Origin of the sequence: Bacillus sp. FJAT-28004 (assembly GCF_001280845.1) — a bacterium.
Lineage (GTDB): Bacteria > Bacillota > Bacilli > Paenibacillales > Paenibacillaceae > Pristimantibacillus.
Map to the genome: position 1 here is coordinate 604,183 of NZ_LGHP01000001.1, position 15,086 is coordinate 619,268.

Annotated in this window: 12 protein-coding genes; 7 read left to right on the forward strand and 5 right to left on the reverse strand. The window is 44.4% G+C overall.

What is annotated here, in order from left to right:
- Nucleotides 1–253 precede the first annotated feature (253 nt).
- The 4 genes from AC787_RS02455 to AC787_RS02470 all read left to right on the forward strand — a co-directional run bounded on the left by AC787_RS02455 (nt 254) and on the right by AC787_RS02470 (nt 5,774).
- Complete coding sequence (locus AC787_RS02455; protein ID WP_200930692.1) at nt 254–1,642, forward strand: ABC transporter substrate-binding protein; 1,389 nt, start codon at nt 254–256, stop codon at nt 1,640–1,642.
- A gap of 197 nt (nt 1,643–1,839) precedes the next feature.
- On the forward strand, nt 1,840–2,922 hold the full coding sequence (locus tag AC787_RS02460; protein WP_054023347.1) for a carbohydrate ABC transporter permease: 1,083 nt from the start codon (nt 1,840–1,842) through the stop codon (nt 2,920–2,922).
- A 1-nt stretch (nt 2,923) separates the two neighbouring features.
- On the forward strand, nt 2,924–4,015 hold the full coding sequence (locus tag AC787_RS02465) for a carbohydrate ABC transporter permease (RefSeq protein WP_054023348.1): 1,092 nt from the start codon (nt 2,924–2,926) through the stop codon (nt 4,013–4,015).
- A gap of 97 nt (nt 4,016–4,112) precedes the next feature.
- Complete coding sequence (locus AC787_RS02470; RefSeq protein WP_054023349.1) at nt 4,113–5,774, forward strand: glycoside hydrolase family 13 protein; 1,662 nt, start codon at nt 4,113–4,115, stop codon at nt 5,772–5,774.
- Between the two features lie 99 nt (nt 5,775–5,873).
- Here the strand turns inward: AC787_RS02470 and AC787_RS02475 are convergent, their stop codons facing one another.
- The 3 genes from AC787_RS02475 to AC787_RS02485 are packed head-to-tail and all read right to left on the reverse strand — an operon-like array spanning nt 5,874 to nt 8,799.
- Nucleotides 5,874–6,689: an ABC transporter ATP-binding protein gene (locus AC787_RS02475; RefSeq protein WP_054023350.1), complete on the reverse strand. Its 816-nt coding sequence runs from the start codon at nt 6,687–6,689 to the stop codon at nt 5,874–5,876.
- Between the two features lie 54 nt (nt 6,690–6,743).
- Entirely contained in the window at nt 6,744–7,790 is a 1,047-nt protein-coding gene (locus AC787_RS02480; RefSeq protein WP_054023351.1) for a FecCD family ABC transporter permease, read from the reverse strand.
- Between the two features lies 1 nt (nt 7,791).
- Complete coding sequence (locus tag AC787_RS02485) at nt 7,792–8,799, reverse strand: FecCD family ABC transporter permease (RefSeq protein WP_054023352.1); 1,008 nt, start codon at nt 8,797–8,799, stop codon at nt 7,792–7,794.
- 199 nt (nt 8,800–8,998) lie between these two features.
- Here AC787_RS02485 and AC787_RS02490 point away from each other — a divergent pair, with 199 nt between their 5' ends.
- The 3 genes from AC787_RS02490 (at nt 8,999) to AC787_RS02500 (ending at nt 12,541) form a co-directional block, all read left to right on the forward strand.
- The gene (locus AC787_RS02490) at nt 8,999–9,997 is read left to right on the forward strand and encodes an ABC transporter substrate-binding protein (RefSeq protein ID WP_054023353.1); all 999 of its coding nucleotides are present in this window, start codon (nt 8,999–9,001) and stop codon (nt 9,995–9,997) included.
- A gap of 277 nt (nt 9,998–10,274) precedes the next feature.
- Nucleotides 10,275–11,180 carry a cation diffusion facilitator family transporter gene (locus tag AC787_RS02495; protein ID WP_054026852.1) on the forward strand — a complete coding sequence of 302 codons (906 nt, stop codon included), beginning with the start codon at nt 10,275–10,277 and terminating at the stop codon, nt 11,178–11,180.
- A gap of 335 nt (nt 11,181–11,515) precedes the next feature.
- The gene (locus AC787_RS02500) at nt 11,516–12,541 is read left to right on the forward strand and encodes an SH3 domain-containing C40 family peptidase (protein ID WP_235560884.1); all 1,026 of its coding nucleotides are present in this window, start codon (nt 11,516–11,518) and stop codon (nt 12,539–12,541) included.
- A 62-nt stretch (nt 12,542–12,603) separates the two neighbouring features.
- Here the strand turns inward: AC787_RS02500 and AC787_RS02505 are convergent, their stop codons facing one another.
- A complete protein-coding gene (locus AC787_RS02505) occupies nt 12,604–13,248 on the reverse strand; it encodes a YqaA family protein (protein WP_054023354.1) in 645 nt (214 codons plus the stop codon).
- A 409-nt stretch (nt 13,249–13,657) separates the two neighbouring features.
- Nucleotides 13,658–15,073, reverse strand: coding sequence for an NAD-dependent malic enzyme (locus AC787_RS02510; RefSeq protein ID WP_054023355.1), 1,416 nt, complete (start codon nt 15,071–15,073; stop codon nt 13,658–13,660).
- Nucleotides 15,074–15,086: the final 13 nt, after the last annotated feature.

Here is a 15,086-nt window from a genome sequence, read left to right on the forward strand (position 1 = left end):
AAACGAGCTTTGCCTAACTTTTTGGCTTTGGTCGTTCATGCTATCCAAGCTTTGAAAAGCTTTTCAGAACGATGTAAGCGTTATCTAATTAATTATCCCTATTTCGATGTACCTTGAGCATAAAAAGAACCAACATTGGAACTTTAAAGGAGGTGATGAAACAACTTGTTATCTGACGTTAACTTAAATTTTCAAAAGGGCTATGTAAGTGTAATTTAAATACTGATTACTTAAACATGAAAGGATGAGGTCTATGTACACGAGAAAAACAAAGAACGCATTGACTGTCTTTATTCTAACGATTGTGCTTGCGATGACGATTACGGCTTGCGGAGGAAAAAATAATAATACGACTAACCAGCCGACAGAGAAGCCAAGCGATACAGCTGAGGGTGGAACAAGCACAGGCGATAGCGCACTGGCAAAAGCATTAAACGGCGATTTTAAAGGTAAAAAAGTTACGATGTTCGGTCCGTTCACGGATGCGGATGAAGTGAAGTTTAACGAAAGTATTAAAGCGTTCGAGGAGAAATCCGGAATCGATATCGCTTATGAAGGCTCCAAGGAGTTTGAGGCTACAATCTCTGTACGTGTGAATGGTGGAAACGCTCCTGATATTGCGGATTTCCCGCAGCCTGGTTTGCTGAAGGGGTTTGTGAACTCTGGCAAGGTTATTGATGTGAAATCGTTTCTTAGCGATGAATATTTGAAGAAGCAATACAACCAAAGCTGGCTCGACATGGCAACAATGAAGGGTACAAGCGGAGGTGTAATGTCAGGAATTTGGGCGCGCAGCAGCGTAAAAAGCTTAGTATGGTACAACAAAAAGGCGTTTGCAGAAGCAGGTTATACTGTTCCAAAAACATGGACCGAGCTAATGGCGCTTACTGATCAGATCGCGAAGGACGGCGATCCAGCTTGGAGCATTGGCATCGAGAGCGGCACAGCAACTGGTTGGCCGGCTACAGACTGGATGGAGGATATTATGCTCCGCACGACTACGCCAGAAAATTACGATAAATGGGTATCTGGCGAACTTCCATTCACAGATCCAGTTGTCAAAAATGCTGCGGAAAAAATGGCTGAGATTTGGTTCAACGAGGATTATGTATACGGTGGGAAAAAATCGATCGCTACGACATCGTTTGGAGATGCAGTTAAGCCATTGTTCGACAATCCTCCAAAAGCATGGCTTCACCGTCAAGCTGGCTTTATTACAAGCTTCTTCCCAGAGGGCTTGACAGCTGATGATTACGATTGGTTCCCACTCCCTGCTATTGATGAGCAATATGGTCAACCAGCTCTTATCTCGGGCGATATTTATGCCATGTTTAATGATCGTCCAGAGGTTCGTGCTGTAATGGAGTTTTTCACAACAGGCGAGTCGCTCAAAGCATGGATTCAAACGGGTGGCGTAACGGCTCCTATGAACGATGCAGATCCATCTTGGTACCCGAATGAACAAGAACGCAGAATGGCTGAATTCGTAAAAACGGCAGAAACAATTCGCTTTGACGGTTCTGACCTGATGCCAGGCGCGGTTGGCGCAGGTACATTCTGGAAAGGTATGACGGACTGGGTAAGCGGAACAGTAGATTTGGATACAGCACTAAAAGAAATTCAAGCAGGCTGGAAAAAATAAATGATTGTTTGATGGATTCGGGGCTTCTCGTCGAAAGGCGAAAGCCCCTCCATAATCTCATCAGTGAATTATAGATTGTGAAGATAGGTTTGCTTCGCAAACCTAAGCACACGCTTACGAAGATAGGTTTGCTTCGCAAACCTAAGCACATGCTTACGAAGATAGGTTTGCTTCGCAAACCTTTGAGGAGGATTCATATGGAATTACAGGCTAGGAAAGGCAATGTTCTGCGGCTACTGTTGTTATCCGTGCTCGTGCCAGTTCTGAATATTGCCATTCACTGGTGCATATTTATATTTTTTCGTGACTCCAACCTTCCGCCAATCGTCAATGCGGTTTTGGCAGTCCTCTGGGGAGCACTTGGCATTTATTCCATTTACTATTCGTTTAACTGGGTAGTTGAGAAATATCCGGATCAATGGAAGCGGAGAATATTGCCTTTTGTATTTGTTGGCCCGGCGGTGCTGCTGCTTGGTTGGCTGCTTGTCTTTCCGACACTTCGGACTCTTTATTTAAGCTTTTTTGATGCCAGCTCGGTCAATTTTGTCGGCTTCGCCAACTATGTAGCTGTATTTTCGGACCGGCTTCTCGTTATGGCGCTGCGAAACAACTTGCTTTGGGTGTTTTTTGGCACACTGGCTTGTGTTGGCTTAGGTCTTTTAATTGCGATTCTTGCTGATCGAAGCAGCTTTGAGAAGCTGGCTAAGGGACTCATATTTATGCCTATGGCGATCTCGTTCGTGGCGGCAGGCGTTATTTGGAAATTTATTTATTACTATCAGCCAGGCGAGGAGCAAATTGGGCTGCTCAATGCGATCGTCGTGAAATTCGGCGGGGAACCACAGGCATGGCTCAGTATGATTCAGCCGTGGAATAACTTGTTCCTTATCGTTATTCTCATTTGGATGCAAACAGGTTTTGCGATGGTTATATTCTCAGCTGCGATTAAGAGTATCCCAGAAGATATGCTGGAGGCCGCTCGTATGGATGGTGCAGGTGAGGTTCGCATTTTCTTCAAAATTATGATTCCATACATTGCGGGAACTTTGTTATCCGTTACAACAACGATTATTGTGTTTACACTCAAAATCTTCGACGTTGTTATGATCATGACAGGCGGACAATATGAAACGGACGTAGTGGCAACACAGTTCTATCGTCAGCTGTTTATGTACCAAAATGCAGGATATGGTTCAACCTTAGCGATTGTGCTTCTCATTGCTGTCATTCCAGTCATCATAATTAATCTGCGGCAGTTCCGTAGAGAGGGGGGGTTCTAATATGAGCAGGAACATAAAATCTCGTAAGTCCAAGTGGCTCGTGAATACAGTACTAGCCGTCATATGTCTCATTTGGACAATCCCGACGCTCGGTCTGCTCGTATCCTCTTTCAGGCCCGCAGCTGATATATTATCAACCGGCTGGTGGAATATACTTCCGCATCGTGATTGGAACACAACAGAGCAGATTCAGCTGCCCAAGGATACCGATCTTCGTGAGCCAATCAAGGTGAACGGAACAACCTATACGGATGATCAGCTGCGTTCAGGTGTTGAGCTTAACGGCGAACGAATCATATGGGAAAACCGCCGGGCTAGACTGCTGAACGTTCAAGATAAACAGTGGACGATCATTTCTAACTTTACGACTCAGAACTATGAGACCGTGCTAGGTGGAAAAACCTACTCCATTACGATGCCAGATGGTACGACCAAAACGGAAAAGGGCAGCGGTATGTCGCGATCCTTCTGGAATACGATTGCGGTTACAGTACCAGCTACCGTAATTCCAATTTTTATTGCTTCCTTTGCAGCTTATGCTTTTGCTTGGCTTAAGTTCCCAGGGAGGAAGACCTTGTTTGTCGTCGTCATCGCCTTGCTTGTCGTACCTTTGCAGGTAGCGCTCATTCCGATTTTGCGCGATTATACGTCGCTTGGACTGAATGGCACTTACTTTGGAATTTGGCTTGCGCATACGGCGTTTGGATTGCCCTTGATCACTTATTTTATGTACACATCAATTAGTCAGCTGCCCAAGGATTTGTTCGAATCAGCATTTATGGACGGTGCAACGAATTTTACGATTTTCAGCAGGCTCATCCTGCCGTTATCTGTCCCAGCACTTGCTTCGATTAGCATATTCCAGTTTTTATGGGTATGGAATGATTATTTGATATCCCTTATATTTCTCGGAAGCCAGCCTGAAGTGCAAGTATTGTCAATGAATATTGCCAACATGGTTGGCTCTAGAGGAAATGACTGGCATTTGCTTACAGCAGCAGCATTTGTCTCGATGCTCATGCCGCTGACCGTATTTTTTGCCCTGCAAAAATATTTCGTTCGCGGGATGCTTGGCGGATCGATCAAAGGTTAAACAAACAGATAAATGGGAAGCAAATAAATGGCGCAGCGTCTGGACACGGTGTCCCCTCGCGCGCCATTTGAATGTTTAGAGAGAAGGAGAGACTCAGATGCAGGTAAAGCCGGATTGGTGGAAGGAATCGGTTGTTTATCAAGTTTATTGGCGCAGCTTCAAAGATACAAACGGGGATGGGATCGGTGATCTTCGTGGTGTTATTGAAAAGCTGGATTACATTCAATCGTTAGGCGTGACAATGGTATGGATTAATCCTTTTAATGAATCTCCAGACAAGGACAATGGTTATGACGTGTCCGATTATTATACGGTCATGAAGAAGGCAGGCACGATGGCGGACTTTGATCGATTGGTTGCCGAGACGCATGCGAGAGGCATGAAGCTGATGATGGACGTTGTCGTCAACCATACATCGGATCATCATCCTTGGTTTATCGAATCGCGCTCTTCAATCAGCAGCCCGAAGCGAGATTGGTACATTTGGCAGGATGGAATGGGCGGGGAGCCTCCTACCAATTGGCGTTCCTATTTTAATCCTTCAAGCTGGGAGTTAGATGAGACGACAAACCAATATTATATGCACTCCTTCGCGATCGAGCAGCCGGATTTAAATTGGGCGAATACAGAAATGCGGATGGAAATCTACAAAATGCTGCGCTTCTGGCTGGATAAAGGTGTGGACGGCCTTCGGCTCGATGCTCTGGCATTGCTCGCTAAGCCGAGCAGCTTTACAGATGTGGAGAATCCTCATGATATTCGCTATTTGACTCATAATCCGGGGCTTCATGATTATTTACAGGAAATGAACCGTGAGGTTTTCCGGCATTATGATATGATGACTGTTGGTGAAATTGCGTTCGCAACACCGGAGACAGGTCCTTTGTTTGTTGAAGAGGATCGTATGGAGCTGAACACGCTGTTCCATTTCGAGGTGGCAGATGAAATGCCGGAATGGGATATGGTTCGCTTCAAACGTATTCAGAGGCAGTGGGCGGAGGCATTGGCAGGACGAGGTTTTGGCTCGCAGTTTCTTAATAACCACGATCATACTAGGCAGGTATCCCGTTATGGAAATGATAGGGAGTACCGGGTGGAATCAGCTAAGCTGCTTGCTACGATGATTCATACGCTCCCAGGCATTCCCTATATTTATCAAGGTGAAGAGATCGGCATGACGGGTGTGAGGTACGAAACGATTGGCGATTACAAGGACATCGCAATGATCAATAAATATGTAGAGGAGATCGGAAAGGGCAAGGACCCTGCGGCGGTATTTCGTTCTTTGCAGCCGCTTAGCCGAGACAACTCCAGAACACCAATGCAATGGAATACGAGCCCCCATGCAGGTTTTGGCAGCGCAGAACCATGGATAAAGGTCAATCCCAATTATGAAGAAATTAATGTTGAACAATCGGAAGGCAATCCGAATTCAGTATTAGCATTTTATCGGGAGCTCATTGCACTTAGAAAAAGCAATCCCGTAATGGTTTATGGTGACTTTACTGATATAAGTGAAGTTGATCCGAATTTATACGTTTATGTGCGAGAGCTGGAGGGAACCGAATGGATCGTGCTGTTGAATCATGATGATGACGCGCATACTTTTACGTTCTCAGATTCGTTGTTCGGTAGTGAATCTTTGAAGCTGAAGCTGGTTCTTGGTACGTATGAGAATACATTAAGCACTTGGAATGACGAGGGACGCAGCATCGAGCTGAGGCCATTTGAGGCGCGAATATATGAGGTAATCTCCTAGCTTGAAGGCACACTATTACGAAAAATAGAGTAGATTTATGCAAACGAAAAAATGGTGGAGCAGAATAAACCCTGCTCCACCATTTTTTTATTATGTGAGTTAACGTACGCTTGCTTGTAATAATGGCAGCTTGCGGCCTTTTCCGTAAGGGATGCAAAGGGGAGTTCCGAATATGGGGTCTGCTGTAATTTGGCATTCCATATCAAATACGGTTCGTATGAACTGCTCGTTCATGATAGCTTCCGGTTTGCCTTGCGCATGTATTTTTCCGTCTTTTACAGCTACGATATGATCAGCATATCGGCAAGCAAGGTTAATGTCATGTAAAACCATCACGATCGTACGATTCTCCTGCTCGTTCAAGTCAAAGAGCAAATCGAGAATTTCAATCTGATGGGCCATATCCAAATAGGTTGTCGGCTCATCAAGTAAAATAGTCGGTGTGTTCTGAGCCAGAGTCATTGCAATCCAAGCACGTTGACGTTGGCCGCCGGATAGCGAGTCTAAGGAACGAGAGGATAGCTCGTCCATATGTGTCACTTCAAGCGCTTTTTTGACCATCTTCTCATCCTCATGCGACCATTGCTGCAGCCAGCTTTGATAAGGATAACGTCCTTGTTTCACGAGCTGATGGACGGTCAAGCCTTCCGGTGCGATAGGACCTTGCGGCAAGATGGCTAGACGCCTTGCGATTTCCTTGCTGGAGAGTTTGGCAATCTCATTGCCATCAATAAGGATCGACCCTTCTTGCGGCTTTAATAGGCGGGCAAGGGAACGGAGCAGCGTCGACTTGCCGCAGCCGTTGCTGCCGATGAAAACCGTGATCTTGCCGGCAGGGATCTGCAAATCAAGATTATTGAAAATCGCTTTTTGTCCATAAGATAACGTAAGATTTTTCGCTTGAATGGAGGACACGATAACCTCTCCCCTTTACTTATTATGGTTTAAGAGTAAACGCTAAAAAGCGAGTTATGATCGGTTGCGGTGGCGATACAATAAATAGATGAAAAACGGCGCGCCAATCGCTGCGGTAAAGACACCAGCAGGAATATCGAGCGGGAGGAACGCAGTTCTTGCAATAAGGTCTGAGAGCAGTAATACAAGTGACCCGATTAAAGCGGAAACAGGTATTACACCTCCATAGGACGGGCCTACTAGCTTTCGGGCAATATGAGGTGCCATGAGTCCGATGAAATTTATAGCACCTCCTATAGCAACCGCTGCGCCTGCAAGCGCAACACTGATGAGGAGTAGAATCGTTCTTTTTATTTGGACAGAACTGCCTACACTTGTAGCAACCTCATCCCCAAGCTCCTGGACATTAAGATGCCGAGCGTAGATAAGCGCTATTGGAAACAACACGACGAGCCAAGGAAGCAGTGTCCAAAAGTCTCTCTCCCATGAGACGCCGTAGATGCTGCCTGTCATAAATGTGAAGGCTTTAACGGCTACGGCAGTAGGCGTGAAGGATGACGTGAGAATAAGCATGTACGTAACAGCAGTTAGGGCAGTAGCCATTCCAATGCCGATTAAGACGAGTCTAAGCGGCGTGATCCCTTTCCGGTACGCGAATAAGTAAATAAGGAAAGCAGCAGCAAAAGCTCCTATAACAGCACTAAGTGGCATGAAGCGGATGCTAATATGCGAGAAATACAAAATGAATATAACGGTGCCAAGAGATGCTCCGCCGGTGATACCGATAATGTCGGGAGACGTCAAGGGATTGCGTACAATACCTTGCAACAACGCGCCTGAAACTGCAAGGGCAGATCCTACCATCACTGCAATTAACACGCGCGGCAATCGAAGTGAAAAAATAATCATCGCATCTGACGAGTCACCGATTCCCAAAAAAGTACGTACGACATCGATAGGATTAATTGTCTTGCTGCCAAGACCAACGCAAATGATGACAGCTGCTACATTGGCAAGCAGTAATAACATGATCACCATTAAAGTTCGGCGGTTTAGTTGAAAGGAATATTTGCGGCCTCTGAGTGTGAACCATATATTCATATTAGGATTGGCCTCCTCTTCTAGCGATAAACACGAAGAAAGGAACACCAATAATAGCGGTCATAATGCCAACGGGAACTTCCTTCGGAAATGAAATATATCTTGAGCCGATGTCAGCAGCGAGTAGCAATATGCCGCCAAACACTGCACAGTATGGAATAACCCATCGATAGTCAATGCCAACTAAATATCTCATTAGATGAGGAATGATAATGCCAACAAAAGCGATAGGACCCGCCATAGAGACCGAGCCTCCTGCGAGCAGAACGACAATGATTCCTGCTGCTAATTTGATATAGACTGTTTTTTGGCCGAGCCCTACAGCTACGTCATCTCCGAGCGCAAGCGCGTTCATATGTCTAGCAAGCACGAATGCTGCGATCAAGGCAATTCCCATGTATGGAGCGGCAGCTGTAAATATGTTCATATCGCGTCCTGAGACGGAGCCTACAAACCAATAAAGAACTTGATCGAACGTTTGGCCGCTTGTCAGCAGGACGCCTAGTGATAACGAAGAGAAAAAAGCAGTCATAGCAGCGCCGGCTAGCGTAATCTTGAGCGGCGTCAATCCGTCATTGCCAATTGAGCCGAGCGTATACACAAGGGTTACTGTGAAGGCAGCCCCTATGAAGGCGAGAGTTGCAAAAGTCGACATGCCGCTAGCGCCGAAGAAGGCTGAGCCAATGACGATAAAGAAAGCGGCTCCAGAATTAACGCCGAATATGCTCGGGGAAGCGAGCTGGTTGCGGGTAATCCCTTGCATGAGTGAGCCGGCAACGGCAAGACTTGCTCCGACTGCGGCAGCAATGAATGCACGCGGCATTCTAGCCGTTTGAATAATAAGATGTTCTTGAGAGCCATCGAATGCGGTATAAGAATCTAATATCGTACGCCAGCTGATATTCGTTACTCCAAAAGCGATGCTGCAAATGAGACCCACAGCAAAGAGGAGCAAACCAACGATCAGGCCTGCTGCTTTTTGAGTTCGCGTATGTAATAATGTATCCATAATTTCCTCTTTCCTCGATGTCAATAATGAACGGCAGTAATGATTTATGACTACTAAGACATTTTAGGGGATCACGTTGATCGTGTCAATGAGGTTGAAAATCATTATCAGAAGTTGTTGACTTTGTTTTATGCGGCTGTTATAGTTTCGTTTGAGATATTATTGAGAATGATTTTCAGCATGAAGGGGAGAAAAACAAATGTCTTATGTACTAAAAAGGAAATTAACTTGGACAGCATCCGCGCTGTTGCTAGCACTAGCCGTAATTGTTTCGGGATGCGGCCAATCAGGTTCGAAAAATAACAATGGCAATTCGTCAGCTTCAGAAGGAACGAATACGTCGAAGACAGAAGACGCAAGAGTGATTACGCATGCAATGGGCGACACCAAAATCGAAGGTAATCCTACTCGTATCGTCGTACTAACTAACGAAGGAACAGAAGCGTTGCTTGCACTTGGGGTTAAACCGGTAGGCGCAGTAAAATCTTGGACAGGCGATCCATGGTACGACCACATAAAAGCGGACATGGATGGTGTTACAGTTGTAGGCGAAGAGAGTCAGCCTAACATCGAGCTGATTGCAAGTCTAAAACCTGATCTTATTATCGGTAATAAATTACGCCAAGAGAAAGTTTATGATCAGCTTAAGGCAATTGCACCTACTGTGTTTTCCGAAACACTTCGTGGTGCTTGGCAGTCTAATTTTATGCTATATGCTGACGCGATCGGTAAGAAGGCTGATGGTGAAAAAGTCATTGCCGACTATGATAGCCGCGCAGCAGACTTTAAAGGGAAAGCTGGCGACAAGCTTAACCAGAAGGTGTCTGTCGTTCGGTTTATGGCAGGCAAAACTCGCATTTACTTAGAGGATACTTTTACAGGCATTGCATTCTCGAAGCTTGGCATTACACGTCCAGATAGTCAAAAATATAAAGATACATTCGTTGAGGAAATTACGAAAGAACGCCTTCCTGAGGTAGATGCAGACATGTTGTTCTACTTCACTTATGATACGGGTGACGGCAAGGGAACTCAGATGGAAGAAGAAATGTTGAAAGACCCGTTGTGGCAAAGCCTTAACGTAGTAAAAAATAATAAAGCGATTAGAGTGAGCGATGCGATCTGGAATACAGCAGGCGGCGTAATTGCAGCTAATCTAATGCTTGATGAGATTTATAAGATTTATGAAATCAACTAAATAATCGCTTATTAAAGCAGTCGGTTCTTTTACCGGCTGTTTTTTCTTTATCACGAACCTATTTTTGTAAAACTGTGTTTTTCTTAAAATAACGGGTAACTTAATTAGAACATGAACTCTCTAATCGAAACAACGAATTGTTGCATCGGTGCATAAATGTGCGTACCTGGTAAACACTGTTTCTCTAGACCCACACGGGTGCGTTCCGTTATGATACCGATAGGTTATTTTGAAAATTTAAAAATACATACGTGTTTTGCTTGGGAGGGTATTGAAGCTGAATCAGTATGATGAAATTAAACAGGGCGAGAAGGGTGCTTGGGTCAGCATCTGTGCCTACTTGGCGCTATCTGCGATTAAACTCGTTGCAGGCTACTGGTTCGTATCAGGTGCTCTCGTTGCAGACGGTTATAACAATCTAACAGATATTGTTGCATCAGTAGCGGTATTGGTTGGATTACGAATCTCACAGAAGCCGCCAGACAAGGATCATCCATATGGCCATTTTCGGGCTGAGACGATAGCTGCGCTTATTGCTTCGTTCATTATGGCGACAGTGGGCCTGCAAGTGTTAATTAGTGCCGTAAAGTCATTATTTGCTGCTGATCATCATGTTCCGAATCTAATTTCGGCATGGATTGCATTGTTTGCAGCTGTATGTATGGGCGGCGTCTATCTTTATAATCGAAGGCTGGCCCTTCGAATAAAAAATCAGGCTTTAATGGCAGCAGCCAAGGATAATTTATCGGATGCGCTTGTGAGCATTGGGGCAGCAATTGGTATTATAGGAGCACAGTTTGGCTTGCCGTGGCTTGATCCGGTAGCGGCAATAGCCGTAGGTATTATTATTTGTAAAACAGCATGGGAAATTTTTTATAGCTCTACACACGCGCTTACAGACGGCTTTGACGAGAATGAGTTGTCCTCCCTACGTACAACCATAGCAAAAACGAAGGGCGTTAAATCGATTAAGGATATTAAGGCTAGAGTTCACGGCAGTCATGTACTTGTCGATGTAATTGTTCAGGTTGATCCTGAGCTTACATTGATCGAGAGTCACCGAATAAGTGACGAAATCGAGCATCGTATGAGTAGGAAGCACAACATCATGAGCATTCATGTTCACGTTGAGCCCCATGTGTTAATGGAGAATGCAGAGATAAATAGTTCTGAAAAGCTATAAAAAATCGGTAATTGTTTCCAAACTAATCAAAAATATAAAATTATAGTTCTAATGGCATGTCAGATCTTAAACGCCAAAAGACCTAAACTTCACATTAAAATCATATCTATTAGTTACGTTGTTGGGGGATATTGCAAGAAAAAATAGGTATTAAGGCATCTGTTACATGCGGATGTCTTTTTTTTGTGTGCTTACAACGATTTTGTGGTGCTTATAACCCAGTTGAATGAATCGGTAATTAGGCAGAATGGTCGATACTTGTCTAATCTAATCGAATTTACAATGAAGCAGAACCGTGAAACTTAAACTGTTTACACACCAAGGAGGCGTAATGATTGCAATACACCATGAAACAAAGGATGGCAACAGCAGCGTTAACGGCAGCATTATTGTTTAGTTCGATTTCAGTTCCAGCAGCACTGGCGGCGCAAGCAACACAAGCAGCCGAGGTACAATCCAGTGTAAATATGCGAACAGCACCTTCCACATCCGCATCTATTGTTCGCAGTCTAAAGAAAGGCGAACAAATAACGGTTATTGAGAAGGTTAATTCATATTGGTATAAAGTAGAGGATACTACGGGTAAAAAAGGTTACATATCTACCTCATCCAAATATATTGAGCTTCAAACCTCAGTTCCGGCACAAGATGGCAATGCTACCGTTCAAACATCGGTTTCTTTCCGAAAGTCGCCCTCAACATCGGGTGAACGTATTCGATATTTGAAGAAAGGTGAGCAGGTGACTATTCTTGCAAAGACAAACAGCTATTGGTATGAAGTGAAAGATAGCAAGGGTGTACGCGGTTTTGTAAGCACTCAAGCTTCATATCTTAATGTTACGGGCACGATACCTGGCGGGAGCACAGGAAACACTGGCGGAAATACAGGTGATACTGTAACTAATCCAGGTGAAGCTAAGGATAAGCAAATAGAGAAAATAATAGCAGCAGGGATGAAGTATTTAGGTACCCCATATGAATATGGCTCTGACCGTAACACAACAACGACCTTTGATTGCTCTGATTTCGTAAGACAAGCTTTTCTAGACGGCGTTTCACTTCGACTGCCAGCTGACTCACGTCAGCAAGGTCAATATGTGAAAAATAAGAGCTCTGAAACCACAAACCTAGCTAATCTTAAACGCGGTGATCTCGTATTCTTCATGTCTTATAAAGGGTCAAAGCCATCTGCTTATAATGGGATCGATAAGTCAAAAGCAGCGATTACTCATGACGGCATTTATTTGGGCGATGGAAAAGTATTGCACACCTATTCGAATGAAGGTGGGGGCGTAACGATCAGCAGCATAAAAGGAACACATTGGGAGTATCGCTTTCTGTTCGGCGGAAGCGCACTATAGCTCGAAAAAAGACCAGATAGGAAAATTCCTATCTGGTCTTTTTTTATTCTGTAATCATTTGATTAAGAATCTATTTGAATTTTTGCATTATCATTATGTTTCAATTGTTCATGCTGGTCTGCTTCAGCTTGCTTGTTCTCAAGGGCTTTCTTCTTATTACGTTTTCTGCGAAGCAAAAGATAAACAATGAGAATAGGCACGGCTCCTAAAAAAATATACAAGGAAACATCCTTTACCATGCTTTCAGCAGCACGGCCATAGAAGTAAAATAATGAACCAACTATATAAAACTTTAAGCCCCGTCCAATTGCTGCATAACCGATTAGTCTCCATAATGGGAAGTTTAAGCAGCCAGACAATATTGTAAATACTTTGAATGGAATCGGTGTGAAGGAGCCAATAAGAATGGCTGCTTCGCCATTTTTCTGAAATTTATCAGTAGCGGCGTCAATCCATTCTTTTTTTAGAAATTTATATAGTACTGATTTGCCCATTACCTTCCCCAAATAATACCCGACAGGTGTACCTAGGAGACAGGCGATATAGCCCACAGTGGCCAGCCATAATGCTGTAGATGGATTGACTATGCTTAATGAAACTTGAAGAAAGAAAGCAGGAATGGGAAATATAACTGCGTCTAGAAACGAATGAATAAACAGTCCAAGTGGTCCGAATTCCTTTAAAAAATCGACTACGGCTTGAAACATTACCAGGCTCCCTTTCCATCAACTAACCTGCACATAAAGCCTGCTTTTACGAAATATACCGTGTGTAAATTCCACTATATGCTAACATATGCTGCAGCTTGTTGAAAAAGCGCTTTAGCGCTTGATATTTTAATTATAGCATAATTATTTCGCTTAAGAAGATGATACTTGTCATGTGTTTAATATACCTATGTTCTTGTTTATTAGGACCGAGGGCATAAGAACGAATACGTGAATACCTGCTCAGAGGTTTCAACCCTTTTTGACATCATTTTTTGGAGCTCATCAAATCTTATGATTATTGATTTCTTGAGATGAATTTATCGTTGTTCATCAATAAAAAAAACCGCTCGTTCACGGGGGCCGTAAACAAGCGGAGGATGTTGTATAACAGATGGATTTGTAATAGCTACTCCCGAATTTTACGACGAGAGACACCGCTTTGTTGAGCAGCCTGTATGACGCGGCGGCGTACTTCCTCAACCACTCTGGTGTTGAAGACGCTTGGTACAATGTACATGGGGCTCAGCTCTTCATCACTGATAACGGAGGCAATAGCCTCCGCAGCCGCGAGTTTCATCTCTTCATTAATTGTTGCAGCGCGGCTGTCGAGAGCTCCACGGAAGATGCCTGGGAAACATAGTACATTGTTTATCTGATTAGGGTAGTCGGATCTCCCTGTGGCGAAGACAGCGACGATATCCTCTGCCAGCTCGGGTCTTATTTCAGGCTCAGGATTTGCCATTGCAAAAACGATAGGATGTTGTGCCATGGTCGCAATATGCTCACGTGTTAAAATGCCGCCGGCGGAGACGCCTATAAATACATCAGCACCACTTAGAGCTTCAGCCAAGCCGCCTGAGGTGCGCTTTTCATTCGTATGATTTGCATACCACTGCCATATAGGATTGTCGTAAACCTGGTCTGCTGTCAATATCCCATCCCGATCTACACCGATAATATGTTTTGCTCCGCCTGCGATCAGCATTTTCGTACAAGCAGTTCCTGCTGCCCCGATACCGCAAATAACGATTCGAGCCTCTTGCAAGCTCCGATTTGTAAGCTTAAGCGCATTTAGCAATCCTGCGTACAATACGACGGCCGTACCATGCTGATCATCATGAAAGACAGGGATATCAAGCTCCTGTTTCAACCTTTGTTCAATTTCAAAACAGCGAGGAGAGGATATATCCTCTAGATTAATACCGCCAAAAGCTGGAGCAATGTTTTTGATCGTTGCAATAATGGCTTCTGTATCCTGGGTGTCGAGGCAAATAGGAAACGCATCGACGTCGGCAAATTGCTTGAAAAGCATCGCTTTTCCTTCCATGACTGGCATAGCTGCATACGGACCGATATTGCCGAGACCGAGCACCGCACTACCGTCGGAAACGACGGCAACCATATTTCTTTTTACGGTAAGCGTATAAGCTTTGGACGGTTCTTCAGATATAGCTTGGCATACCCTGGCAACATCCGGCGTATAGACACGGGACAAGTCATCGCGGTTTTGGATCGGCGTTTTCGGCTGAATTGAAATTTTTCCTCCAAGATGAAGCAGGAAGGTGCGGTCGGATATATGAACTAACCGAATGCCTTCTAAGGATTTCAGCGCTGTCGTAAGTCGTTCTGCTGCACCATGCTCCGATATTTTCACAGTTAAGTCGCGCAAGCTTTTGTTTTTGTCTGTATGTATGACGTCTATGGCGATAATATCACCTTTGGCTTGTTCGATTGCTGTAGCTGCTCGGCCAAATTGCGCAAGATTCGTATCAATTTCCAACCTCAAAATAATCGTTTTTCCGTCTGTCATCTTTGAACTCATTATAAACAGCTCC

Excerpts from the sequence above, each read along its gene's own strand:
- AC787_RS02455 (WP_200930692.1), top strand. The coding sequence starts at position 254 with ATGTACACGAGAAAAACAAAGAACGCATTGACTGTCTTTATTCTAACG.
- AC787_RS02460 (WP_054023347.1), top strand. The coding sequence starts at position 1,840 with ATGGAATTACAGGCTAGGAAAGGCAATGTTCTGCGGCTACTGTTGTTA.
- AC787_RS02465 (WP_054023348.1), top strand. The coding sequence starts at position 2,924 with ATGAGCAGGAACATAAAATCTCGTAAGTCCAAGTGGCTCGTGAATACA.
- AC787_RS02470 (WP_054023349.1), top strand. The coding sequence starts at position 4,113 with ATGCAGGTAAAGCCGGATTGGTGGAAGGAATCGGTTGTTTATCAAGTT.
- AC787_RS02480 (WP_054023351.1), bottom strand. The coding sequence starts at position 7,790 with ATGAATATATGGTTCACACTCAGAGGCCGCAAATATTCCTTTCAACTA.
- AC787_RS02485 (WP_054023352.1), bottom strand. The coding sequence starts at position 8,799 with ATGGATACATTATTACATACGCGAACTCAAAAAGCAGCAGGCCTGATC.
- AC787_RS02490 (WP_054023353.1), top strand. The coding sequence starts at position 8,999 with ATGTCTTATGTACTAAAAAGGAAATTAACTTGGACAGCATCCGCGCTG.
- AC787_RS02505 (WP_054023354.1), bottom strand. The coding sequence starts at position 13,248 with ATGTTTCAAGCCGTAGTCGATTTTTTAAAGGAATTCGGACCACTTGGA.
- AC787_RS02510 (WP_054023355.1), bottom strand. The coding sequence starts at position 15,073 with ATGAGTTCAAAGATGACAGACGGAAAAACGATTATTTTGAGGTTGGAA.